An 11,558-nucleotide genomic window follows, 5' to 3' on the forward strand; every position below is an offset into this window, starting at 1 on the left:
CCCTAAAGGGAAATCAATAAGGCATTACACTATGATTATCAGGAAACGAGATAGAGTTATGCGTCGGTTTGCTTCATTGATAGCAGCGCTGTTATTAAGCGCGTGTAGCGTGCTGCAGGGTACGCCGCAACCTGCGCCGCCTATCGCCGATCACCCGCAGGAAATCCGTCGCGATCAAACGCAAGGACTACAGCGGATGGGGACCGTAAGCGCGCTGGTTCGGGGCTCCCCGGATGATGCAATAGATGAAATCAGAGCGAAAGCCGTCGCTGCGAAAGCCGATTATTACGTTATCTTAATGGTTGATGAAACGGTTGTAACCGGCCAGTGGTATTCACAAGCCATTTTGTATCGTCAATAACAGTAGATTGATTTTTAGTCAGTTTTACATTGCTTTGCGCCCCTATGCGTTTACCTGTGCACAATAAACAAACAGGTTTACCGTGATGGAGCGTCCTGTTAAATGCGGGGTATGTAATAAGGAGCTGACGATGAAACAAGAACTTGCCTTATCCTCACTGCTGCTTTCTGCCGGACTGGTGAGTACGACGGCACAGTCTGCCGAATTCGCCAGTGCTGACTGCGTAACGGGTCTGAATGAAATCGGCCTGATCTCGGTCAGTAATGTTGCAGGAAACCCACAGGATGTGGAGCGGATTATCGCCCTGAAAGCCGATGAACAGGGTGCGTCCTGGTACAGAATTATTCAAATGTATGAAGAACAACAGTCGGATAACTGGCGCGTACAGGCGATACTCTATGCCTGATGCCGCGTGGCTCGCGCCGGATGGCATGTACTACAGGCCAAACGTTACCGCAGTCCCCCGGTCGCCCTTAACAGTAAATCATTTTGTACCTGGGCAGACAGCGGCATTTCGCCGCGTGTATCCAGCATCATCTGACACCACGCTTGCGCCAGCGGCGGCGAGGCATGACGCAGCATTTCCGCTCCGCACCCCAGCAAGAAAAGCTGCTGCGTAATCTCTCTGCCCATTGCTTCGTCCGGTTTGCGTAAACGTTGCTGTAGCTGACGTACCGCGCGGTCGTAATGGCGATCCTGACCTTTGACTTCCGCAAAAGCTTCACTCAATACGTCATAGACGCCGTGTTGTTTTGTCAGCACCCGAAGTACATCCAGACACATGATATTGCCGGAACCTTCCCAGATACTGTTCACCGGCATTTCACGGTACAGGCGCGGGAGTTCGCTCTCTTCGCAATACCCCATCCCGCCGAGAACCTCCATCGCCTCAGCCACAAAAGGGATTCCCTGCTTACAGATGGCGAATTTCGCCGCTGGCGTGAATAATCGCGCCCATAATGCCTCTTTCGCCTCGCGACGTTGCTCCCAGGCGCGCGCCAGCCGAAACAAAAGCGCCGTCTGCCCCTCCAGGCATAGCGCCATACGACTTAAGGTTTGTCGCATCAACGGTTGTTCGATCAGCGGCTTACCAAAAGCCTGACGCTGATGAGCATGGTAAATGGCGACTGAAAACGCACGCCGCATTAAGCCATGACTCCCGAGCGCGCAATCAAGACGCGTCATACCGCCCATCTTTAAGATATGCCGAATCCCTTCGCCCTCTTCTCCCAGCCGCCAGCCGACGGCATCCTGAAACTCGACTTCGGCGCTGGCATTAGATCGATTACCGAGTTTATCTTTCAGGCGTTCAAGACGAACAGAGTTCCGTTGCCCGTCTGGCAGGAAACGCGGCACAAAGAAACAGGATAGTCCTCCTTTTGCCTGCGCCAACACGAGGTGCGCATCACTTTGCGGCACAGAGAAAAACCATTTATGTCCCACCAGCCGATATGAATCATCCGCCAGCCGCTCCGCGTGGGTCGTATTACTGAGTACGTCAGATCCGCCCTGCTTTTCCGTCATTCCCATGCCGATGAGCAGGCCCCGTTTTTGCCCGCCCGGCAGCAAATGCGAATCGTAGCGATCGCTGCGCAGCGGCGCCAGCCAGTCATGGAAAGTGGTGGGAAGCATCTGCAATAGCAACGGTGTCGCGGCAAAGGTCATCGTGACAGGACAGAGTGTTCCCGCTTCTACCTGAGCATGTAATACAAAACGCGCCGCCCGGGCGACAAAACTTCCCGCCCTTGCCTCTTCCTCCCAGGCCAGGTTATGTACCCGATTAGCGCAAAGCCCCTGCATCAACAGGTGCCAGGCGGGATGAAAGCGAACGTCATCCAAACGCTGTCCCTGGGGATCGTAACGTAGCAACTCAGGAGGATGCGCGTTCGCCAGACGCCCCAGTTCCAGTGATTCCGCCGTTCCCAGTTGTTGGCCAATGCTGGCGAGAAGATCGCTATCCCATCCCGCGCCTTCCCGGGAAACCGCTTCACACAGCGCGCCATCAGACAGGAATAAGTTACTGTTATTGAGCGGAGCAGGTTGATTAAAGACGGTATGTGTTTGCCAGGACATGGTGTCTCCCTCCTTCAATGGCGCTGAAGTCAAGTATGGTCATGACTGCGCCATTGACGCCGGAGCAAGATCACAAAAGTATGATTAACCGGCAATATAATGTGGGACGAAACGGGAAGTGTCTTTGGTAATTAGCGTATTGTCCTCGCGAATCCCCATCCCGGAGGCTTCATCGTCAATGATCCAACTGCCAATCAGCGTATAGCTATCGCCAAAGCGCGGCAAAGGCTGAAACGCCTGGTAAATCATCGGCTCGTCAGCGTAGTCGCCGTCGGCATGATCGATAACATTTTGCCGCTCGTCGAAAATCGTGACGTTGCCGCCTTCACGTGAATAAATCGGCTTCCGTACGCTGCTTTCGCCTGGCGCTGCGAGCGATTTTTCGCCCTCAAACCAGGCCGGCAGAAGATTCGGATGGCCAGGGAAAAAGCGCCACAATAACGGCAACAGCCCTTTGTTACTCAGAATACTTTTCCACAATGGCTCAATCCATTGCTCACGACGTTTTCGCAACAGCGGGCCGTTGTCATCGCGCATCATCCATTCCAGCGGGTAGAGCTTAAAGGCGCGGCGAATCACGTTATCGTCCAGATCGGTCAGCACACCGCCTACGCCAAGTCCCAGTTCTTCAATATAGATAAATCGCGTTTCCTGGCCCGCCTGCTGCGCGCAATCCTGAAGGTACAGCACCGTCGTGCGATCTTCGTCGGTATCTTCACAACAGCAAAAGTAGAGCGGTTCCCGACTGTACAGCTCGCTGAAGCGGGCGATCAGCCGCTCCTGTATCGCGTTGTATTGATCGGCATCACGCGGGATGGCGCCGCTACGACGAGCATCCTCCAGCCATAGCCATTGAAAGTAGGAGGACTCATAGAGCGACGTCGGCGTATCCGCATTGTATTCCAGCAATTTAACCGGATCTTTGCCGCACCAGACGAAATCCATCCGCCCGTAAAGCGAAGGATCGCGGCTGCGCCAACTTTCGGCGATGACATCCCAGTACAATGGCGGGATCGCCAGCTGCTGCATGATCTGCTCATCCCGGACGGCCCGCTCGACAATCTCCAGACACATCTGATGAAGCTCTGCGGTCGGTTTTTCGATCTGTTCTTCAATTTGCCGTAATGTAAAACGGTAGGCCCGGCTTTCATCCCAGTAAATTTCGTTATCGATAACATGAAAGTCAAAACCGTGATCGCAGGCGATCTTATCCAGATCCCGGCGTATCGGTACGTTGTGTCGTAGCATGGTTAGCCTCCCCAGTGCCCGCGGGCGCTGGAAGAACGGCCATAGCCGCCGCGGGAGACGGTGGACGCTTTCCGTGTGATATAACCAGGGCTGGTCACGGTATCGCTTTTCCCTGTGCCGCTGCGCCACGCATAATCGCCGGATGTGGTGCGCCAGACGGGACGGGAGACGTAAGATGAACCGCCGCTGCTATAGATGTATTGTTCATCACGGTTCTGACGAATCGCGCGGCTGAGTAAAAAGCCGCTTAATACCGGAACCCAGCTCCGCTCGGTGATATCAAAGTAGCAATCGCCAAACTGCGTCTGACAGCGCTCCTGCGTCAATTGCTTAGGCACATTAGCGTAAAATTCTGTTTTCGCATTATTCCAGCCGTCAGCGCAAACGCTGGCGCTATTGCCATCGTCAATACAGTCGTTCACCGTGGCGTAAAACGTCCCATCGCCGTCGTTGTCAGTATTGCCGCCATCACCGCACCCTTTCAGGAGAAAAAAGGCCGCTCCACCCATAATCGCCAGCGTCAGGCATTTTGGCGTGTAGCGATTTCGTTGCCGCTCAAAGGGATTGACCGGTTCGGCTATTCGTCTTATTGCCGAATGGCCTACGCCGGATGTGCTTCTGGATTTTCGTTTTTTTGCCATGATCTTCCGTTACCATGTCATACAGGCAGCGTTAAAAATACCGCCAGCCAGCGCTGCGGTTCCCATAAATAGCCCCGCCGCCACGTTGTGATGAATAATTTTTTCGCTCAGCGTAGGCATGTATAACCTTACGCAACCATAAATCAGTAGTTGAATCACCAGCGCAATGCCGCCCCAGGCAAAATAGTCCGGGATACTGACCGAGTTTATCGCCGCGCTGGATAAGGGGATGACATAGCCCAGCAACGTACCACTAAAGGCCAGCGATGCCGCAGTATTGTTATTTTTTATCAGCTGCCATTCATTATGCGGCGTTATCTTTGAGTAAATAAAAAGAAATACAATGACCATTGCCGCGCCAATAAAAAAATAGGCGCAGAAAGCCAGTAATGCGTCCAGTATATGCATAATTTCCCTGTATGTGCTTAACCAATAACCGTCAGTGAAGTGAGCGGGATATCCACGCCGAGGGCGCGTGAAAACACCCATTCAGGCTCACCGCGCTCATTAAATGATTCTTCCCCGTTCAATAGAAGATACTCCCAGGCGTCATCCGTCACCTGGCGCTGGAAGCCCATCGTAAAATTGTGAACGTCCCATTTCTCTGCCTGCTGATTTTCAACCTTTTCCAGCATGTAGACAGGTTCAATATTGCCCGGCTCTTCATGGTTAAAAAAGCGCTGCCAGCGCCGTTCTTGCCAGTTGAGCGTCATCGGCCCTATTGCCGCTGGCGCAATGGCTGAACGCCAGTGACGTTCCTCGTTAATACCGAAACTTTCCTCATATACAAAGAGTTTGATGTCATCAATGTCGTCAACATCCGTGCCGCCAGTGGTGTTAATTTGTAGAAACTCATCGCCAGAGGTGTAGTAGCGAAAAATCTGACTGCCGCCGCCTAAATCTATACGACTCGCTGCCGCGACAGTGTATTTTTCACCCGGTAGCGCCACCAGCAACGACGACTCCAGTAGCCGAAATGCCAGCGTATCCAGCGTGAAACCGGCGTTAAGATGTAATCCTAATGGTCCGCGAATCGGCGCTGGCGCGCTTGTTTTACCGAGCAAACGCTGAAAAAATTGCATCATAGGGGAACCTCTATCTCTTGCCATGCGACCTCTTCAGCCAGAATGCGATTATTACCGACCAGATGTAGCCACATACCGCCTCTGACTTCAGTTGAAATCACCGGATTCAATTCCATACCACGACCATTCTTGCAGTGACTGATCCCCAGCACCGTCGCGTCATGATGAAGCTTCATATAACGCATTAGCGCGCCGTATCGCATAGGCGCGACAGAAGCCGGGACAGGCAGCGCGAATCCGGTATCGCCCAGCATCGGATTCATAATGGAAGCGACAGATTGCGATGATCCTGGGTCCTGAATGGAACGGGAAAGTTGTTCAGCGGAAAGGTTACGGACTATCTCCATGCGCGGGCAGTGGGTTTCCAGTAATCCGGCATAACGCTCGTCTTCCAGATAAACCACAATATGGCACTGCGCGGGTACATAGTCTGCCAGCGAGAGCGCCGCCGTGAAGGTCTGCTCATCGGTACGAGCGAAAATAATCACGCTCTGGCACTGCTCCAGCCCCATGCGCTGGTGTTCCTGCGGATCGTTAAAGTTGCTGATGCGGATAAAATCCACCCAGTTATTACCCGGCAGCGGATGCTGAATATCTTCCAGTTCGCACAGCAGAACCCGTTCAAAGGCACGCCGCTTGTCATATAGCAGCAATGAGATCATCTTTTCGGTTTGATGACCCCGCCAGCCAATCACCAGCATATGATGGTGTAAATGGCGATAATCGCCCATGCCCGTTATTCCTTTCGCTAACATTCCCTGCACCTGCGCAATCACTTTTCCCATTAACGCGCCGAACAACCCGACGCTAACCGGAATTTGCCACAGCGCGGTGAACAGACGTCCTGGCGCCGTCTGCGGGCTAAGATCGCCAAAACCTAATGTGGAACCCACCACCGAGCAGTAATAGATAAAATCGCTTAACTGGCTCACCAACGCGCTTTCGCGCAACAGGCGCAGCACCAGATAGCAAAGCAGATACTGCCCGATAAACAGGCCCAGCAAAGCGGGCCAGGTCAGTCTGGACAAATGACGCTGGCAGGTTTTGACAATCCACGTAAAGAGCATTATTCGCCTTGTTGACGCTGTAAACGCGCCAACACATCCTGAGCATTGCTTTTATTGGTTGCGCCAATACCGGCCTGCGCCAGTTTTTCGTCCAGGTCGCGTCCATCGGCGACTTTTTCCAGCTGCGCGGCGGCATCCAGCCGGGCCTGGCGTTCAGCCTGACGCGTTTGTAAACGTTTAAGCGACTCCGCCGCCGTAGACACATTCGACGCGGCTCCGACGGTCGAGGTCGTCACCGCCTGCTGCGCGCGCTGCATGGCTTCTGTCGCCTTAACCACTTCAAGTTGCTGCTCAAACTGCGCAATCCGCTGGCCTGTCGCCGTTACGGCCTTCTCCACCGCATCACGAGAGGCTTCCAGATTAGTCAGCACCTGTTCTTCGGCAAGAATGGCATTTTCCAGACGGGCTATTTCTTCCGCCACTTCGTTGAGTAAAGCGGCGTCGACATTCTTACTCATTGCCGCCAACGCCCGTGTTTCAAGGCTGGCTTTACGCTCACGTAAATCATTCAGCTTGTCATGGCTTAACTTCACCCGCGCCAATAAATCCACTCTGGATTTACCCGCTTTATCCAGCTCGGCTTTTGCGTCGCGAATATGCTGCTCCAGCATACGTACACCCTGCGCTTCATCAATGGCGTCTTCTGCCTGAGCAACGAATGATTTACCTAATGTGAACAAACTTTTTAAAATTCCCATGTAAGCCGCCTGTATTATTCCTGTGAATAGACTTGTGTTATTTCAGCGATATCCAACGCATTTTCTACAAGCGTGGTGATTTCCAGCGTCACGTCGGCAAGCGACGAATTTAACGACAGCGCGCCAAAAGCGACATAATATTCCTCCTGTTTTACCTGAGTAATACCGACCGAAGACAGCGGTAAAACCTTCTGATTTCTCAGTAAGAAAAGATTAAATTCCGCGGTATCTCTAATCGTATTTACCGGACAGATATAAGTCTCGATAACTATTTGTTGCGAGGTAAATAAAACCGCCAGTGGTAAATCGCCATAATCATTCATTTTTATTATTAATGAAGACTCATTATTTTCTATATCAATATCTAATTCGGCGATGTTGTTTAACGCATCCGCCAGCGTCCGTGGAGTCCATGCCATATTATTATCTCTATCTCTTTTTTATAAATAAAGGGAGTTACAGGGTAGGTTTTGCTTTTTATATTACCAGCCAAAGATAAAAAAAAACCATCCGATTATGGATGGTTATTTTCTTAAAAAATACTATTAGCGTCAGGTTCGCTGGCGAACGGCTTCAAACAGACAAATCCCGGTCGCCACAGAGACATTCAGCGACGACACGCTACCGGCCATAGGAATGCTGATCAGCTCATCGCAGTGCTCACGGGTCAGACGACGCATACCTTCACCTTCTGCGCCCATGACCAGCGCCATGCGGCCAGGCATTTTGCTCTGATACAGCGTATGGTCAGCCTCGCCCGCCGTTCCGACAATCCAGATATTCTCTTCCTGCAACATGCGCATCGTGCGCGCCAGGTTGGTGACGCGGATCAACGGCACGCTTTCCGCTGCGCCGCAGGCGACTTTCTTCGCCGTCGCGTTAAGTTGCGCGGAGCGGTCTTTCGGCACGATTACCGCATGTACGCCAGCGGCATCGGCGCTGCGCAGACAGGCGCCAAGATTATGCGGATCGGTGACGCCATCGAGGATCAACAAAAAGGGGCGTTCGTGTAATGCGATCAGATCCGGCAGATCGTTTTCCTGATACTGCCGGCCTGGTTTCACGCGAGCGATAATACCCTGATGCACGGCACCGTCGCTTTTCTCGTCGAGATATTGGCGGTTTGCCAGCTGGATAACAACGCCCTGGGACTCAAGGGCGTGAATCAGCGGCAACAGACGTTTATCTTCACGGCCTTTTAAAATAAAGACTTCCTGAAAACGTTCAGGGGCGCGCTCCAGCAGGGCCTGCACTGCGTGGATGCCGTAAATCATTTCGCTCATTAATGTACTCGTTGTTTACGTTTTGCCGGGGGCGCTACGCTTGCCCGGCCTACAGATAATTCACCCTCTTCTGTTTGAAGAGGGTATTGCTCACTCTGCCGCTTTTTTCTTCGCCGCACGCTTCGCTTTGGTCGCTGCGGCTATTTTCTGCGTTTTAGCCGATGGCTTTTTTGCTTTTCTCGCGTCTTTCTTCGCTGCTTTCGGCTTCGCTTTTTTCTCGCCGCGGAAGGCGCTATCAGGCTCGAAGTTAACTTTTTTACCTACCTGACGACGTTTACCGGCGTTTTTACTTTCACCTTTTTTCGCTTTTTCACGCGCCGTTTTGCCGACGTTACGCGGTGCGCGCTCGCTGGAAATCAAGCTAAAGTCAATTTTCCGTTCGTCCATATTCACCGCTTCGACGCGTACCTCGACCCGGTCGCCCAGGCGATATGTCTGCCCACCGGACTCGCCAATCAGACGTTGCCCTACCTGATCGAAGCGATAGTAATCGTTATCCAGTGAGGAAACGTGTACCAGCCCATCGATAAACAGTTCATCAAGACGGACAAAGAAGCCGAAACCGGTGACGCTGGCAATCACGCCCTTAAAGACGTTGCCTACCTGATCCAGCATAAAGTCACATTTCAGCCAGTCGGAGACATCACGCGTCGCTTCATCAGCGCGGCGTTCCGCCATCGAACAGTGCTGGCCGAGCTGCAACATCTCTTCCATCGAGTAGTGATAACCGCCCGTTTCTGTGGTGTTGCCCTTGTTCCCTTGCTCTTTAGCCAGCAGGTACTTAATGGCGCGGTGCAAAGAAAGATCCGGATAGCGGCGAATCGGCGAGGTAAAGTGCGCATAAGACTGCAACGCCAGGCCAAAGTGCCCGCGGTTTTCCGGATCGTAAATCGCCTGCTTCATTGAACGCAGCAGCATAGTTTGCAGCATTTCGGCGTCCGGCCGGTCGGCAATCGATTCAAGCAGTTCGGCATAATCGCGCGGTTCCGGTTTATTTCCGCCCGGCAGCTCCAACCCCAGCTCCGCCAGTACGGAGCGGAATGAGGTGATCGCTTCGGTGGTGGGCTTATCATGAATACGGAATAGCGCCGGCTCTTTAGCTTTTTCGACAAAGCGCGCCGCCGAGATATTCGCCATGATCATGCACTCTTCGATAAGCTTATGCGCGTCATTACGCTGGGTCTGTTCGATACGCTCAATGCGACGTTCGGCGTTAAAGATAAACTTCGCCTCTTCGCTCTCAAACGAGATCCCCCCGCGCTCTTCACGCGCTTTATCCAGCACTTTGTAGAGGTTGTGCAGCTCTTCAATATGCTTCACCAGCGGCGCATATTGTTCACGCAGATCCTGATCGCCCTGCAGCATATGCCAGACTTTGGTATAGGTCAGACGCGCATGGGAGCTCATCACCGCTTCATAGAATTTGTAGCCGGTCAGCCGACCTTTCGCCGAGATGGTCATTTCACAGACCATACACAGCCTGTCAACCTGCGGGTTTAGCGAACACAGACCGTTGGAGAGCACCTCCGGCAACATTGGGACAACCTGTGACGGGAAGTAAACCGACGTGCCGCGATTGCGCGCCTCGCGATCCAGCGGCGTTGGCGGCCGTACATAATAGCTCACGTCAGCAATAGCGACCCACAAACGCCAGCCGCCGCCGCGTTTTTTCTCACAGTAAACCGCGTCGTCAAAGTCACGGGCATCTTCGCCATCAATAGTGACCAGCGGCAAATCGCGCAGATCGACACGACCGACTTTCGCCTCTTCCGGCACCTCTTCTTTCAGCCCGGCGACCTGCTGCTCTACCGCCTGCGGCCAGATGTAAGGTATTTCATGGGTACGCAGCGCCATATCAACCGCCATACCGGTGCCCATATTGTCGCCCAGCACTTCGACGATTTTCCCTACCGCTTTAGTACGGCGAGTTGGACGTTGGGTCAGTTCAACCACGACCACGAACCCCATCCGCGCGCCCATGACGTCTTCTGGCGGGATAAGAATGTCGAAGCTGAGACGGCTGTCGTCCGGCACCACAAAGCCGACGCCCGCATCGGTGAAATAACGCCCGACTATCTGACTGGTTTTCGGTACCAGTACACGGACGATACGCGCTTCGCGGCGACCTTTACGATCGGCGCCCAGCGGCTGCGCCAGCACCTGATCGCCATGAATACAGGTTTTCATCTGCTCGCTGGAAAGATACAGATCGTCTTTGCGGCCTTCGACACGTAAGAAACCGTAACCGTCACGATGACCGATCACGGTGCCTTTCAGCAGGTCGAGGCGTTCCGGCAGCGCATAGCACTGGCGGCGGGTAAAGACCAGTTGTCCGTCGCGTTCCATCGCGCGCAGGCGGCGACGCAAGGCTTCAAGCTGCTCTTCGCCTTCAATATTCAGTTCTACGGCCAGTTCTTCGCGACTGGCCGGTTTTTCACGTTTCGTTAAATGTTCGAGGATAAATTCCCGGCTCGGGATAGGATTCGCGTATTTTTCTGCTTCGCGTTCCTGGAAAGGATCTTGTGACATTGAGGTTCCTCCATTGTCATCTCTAATGAAGTTTACTTCACTCCACCAGTAATAATTTATAAAGCGGTTGATTCTCTTCAACCAAATCGGCAAGCGTGTAGTTATCCAGCTCCTTGAGAAAACTCTGCACGGCCTTAGAAAGCGCCTGTTTCAGACGACAGGCAGGGGTGATGTGGCAAAATTCGCTGCTACAGTTGACCAGTGATAAGGGTTCCAGCTCACGCACCACATCGCCAATACAAATAGTATTAGCCGGTTTACCCAGGCGGATACCGCCATTTTTTCCCCGAACGGCAGTGACAAAGCCCGCCCGGCTAAGCTGATTGATAATTTTGACCATATGATTACGGGACACGCCGTAGACTTCTGTCACCTCAGAAATGCTGGTCATTCGTCCATCTGGTAACGACGCCATATAGATTAGCGCACGTAAGCCGTAATCGGTGAAACTCGTTAACTGCACATCAACCTCAGGAAAAGGGAAAACGGGATATAACTTATCTGTATTGATGATAAACCAGCCACAAGCTGTGTCGCTAATTTATTTCAGTTCGGGGAAGGAAAAAAGCGAGG

General features: G+C 52.8%; 13 protein-coding genes. 2 read left to right on the forward strand and 11 right to left on the reverse strand.

Annotation, left to right across the window (positions count from 1 at the left end):
* Positions 1 to 31 precede the first annotated feature (31 nt).
* Both bsmA and yjfN read left to right on the forward strand, forming a co-directional pair.
* Positions 32 to 361 carry a biofilm peroxide resistance protein BsmA gene (gene bsmA, locus J1G48_RS20045; protein WP_000586832.1) on the forward strand — a complete coding sequence of 110 codons (330 nt, stop codon included), beginning with the start codon at positions 32 to 34 and terminating at the stop codon, positions 359 to 361.
* Between the two features lie 130 nt (positions 362 to 491).
* Positions 492 to 767, forward strand: a complete 276-nt coding sequence (gene yjfN, locus J1G48_RS20050; protein WP_001518964.1) for a DUF1471 family protease activator YjfN — start codon at positions 492 to 494, stop codon at positions 765 to 767.
* Positions 768 to 811: 44 nt separating this feature from the next.
* Here yjfN and J1G48_RS20055 read toward each other — a convergent pair whose 3' ends face one another.
* The 11 genes from J1G48_RS20055 to nsrR all read right to left on the reverse strand — a co-directional run bounded on the left by J1G48_RS20055 (position 812) and on the right by nsrR (position 11,448).
* A complete protein-coding gene (locus J1G48_RS20055; RefSeq protein WP_000118980.1) occupies positions 812 to 2,434 on the reverse strand; it encodes an isovaleryl-CoA dehydrogenase in 1,623 nt (540 codons plus the stop codon).
* Between the two features lie 84 nt (positions 2,435 to 2,518).
* On the reverse strand, positions 2,519 to 3,682 hold the full coding sequence (locus J1G48_RS20060) for a glutathionylspermidine synthase family protein (protein WP_000943930.1): 1,164 nt from the start codon (positions 3,680 to 3,682) through the stop codon (positions 2,519 to 2,521).
* Positions 3,683 to 3,684: 2 nt separating this feature from the next.
* Entirely contained in the window at positions 3,685 to 4,323 is a 639-nt protein-coding gene (locus J1G48_RS20065) for a DUF1190 domain-containing protein (protein WP_001085598.1), read from the reverse strand.
* A 9-nt stretch (positions 4,324 to 4,332) separates the two neighbouring features.
* The gene (locus J1G48_RS20070; protein ID WP_000547737.1) at positions 4,333 to 4,731 is read right to left on the reverse strand and encodes a DUF350 domain-containing protein; all 399 of its coding nucleotides are present in this window, start codon (positions 4,729 to 4,731) and stop codon (positions 4,333 to 4,335) included.
* A 17-nt stretch (positions 4,732 to 4,748) separates the two neighbouring features.
* Positions 4,749 to 5,432 carry a YjfK family protein gene (locus J1G48_RS20075; RefSeq protein WP_000090290.1) on the reverse strand — a complete coding sequence of 228 codons (684 nt, stop codon included), beginning with the start codon at positions 5,430 to 5,432 and terminating at the stop codon, positions 4,749 to 4,751.
* Positions 5,405 to 6,475, reverse strand: a complete 1,071-nt coding sequence (locus tag J1G48_RS20080; RefSeq protein WP_000899675.1) for an ion channel — start codon at positions 6,473 to 6,475, stop codon at positions 5,405 to 5,407. The genes J1G48_RS20075 and J1G48_RS20080 overlap by 28 nt, the downstream gene beginning before the upstream one ends.
* Positions 6,475 to 7,173 carry a PspA/IM30 family protein gene (locus J1G48_RS20085; protein WP_000511974.1) on the reverse strand — a complete coding sequence of 233 codons (699 nt, stop codon included), beginning with the start codon at positions 7,171 to 7,173 and terminating at the stop codon, positions 6,475 to 6,477. Before J1G48_RS20085 ends, J1G48_RS20080 begins: the two co-directional genes overlap by 1 nt.
* A 14-nt stretch (positions 7,174 to 7,187) precedes the next feature.
* The gene (locus tag J1G48_RS20090) at positions 7,188 to 7,592 is read right to left on the reverse strand and encodes a DUF2170 family protein (RefSeq protein WP_000312605.1); all 405 of its coding nucleotides are present in this window, start codon (positions 7,590 to 7,592) and stop codon (positions 7,188 to 7,190) included.
* Between the two features lie 132 nt (positions 7,593 to 7,724).
* On the reverse strand, positions 7,725 to 8,456 hold the full coding sequence (rlmB, locus tag J1G48_RS20095) for a 23S rRNA (guanosine(2251)-2'-O)-methyltransferase RlmB (RefSeq protein WP_001293277.1): 732 nt from the start codon (positions 8,454 to 8,456) through the stop codon (positions 7,725 to 7,727).
* A 90-nt stretch (positions 8,457 to 8,546) separates the two neighbouring features.
* Entirely contained in the window at positions 8,547 to 10,985 is a 2,439-nt protein-coding gene (rnr, locus tag J1G48_RS20100; protein WP_000076357.1) for a ribonuclease R, read from the reverse strand.
* 37 nt (positions 10,986 to 11,022) lie between these two features.
* Positions 11,023 to 11,448 (reverse strand): nitric oxide-sensing transcriptional repressor NsrR, encoded by a 426-nt coding sequence (gene nsrR, locus J1G48_RS20105; RefSeq protein ID WP_001177632.1) that lies wholly within the window; start codon positions 11,446 to 11,448, stop codon positions 11,023 to 11,025.
* Between the last annotated feature and the right edge of the window lie 110 nt (positions 11,449 to 11,558).

Origin of the sequence: Salmonella sp. SAL-020, from assembly GCF_017372215.1 — a bacterium.
In the GTDB taxonomy this organism is placed as follows: domain Bacteria; phylum Pseudomonadota; class Gammaproteobacteria; order Enterobacterales; family Enterobacteriaceae; genus Salmonella; species Salmonella enterica.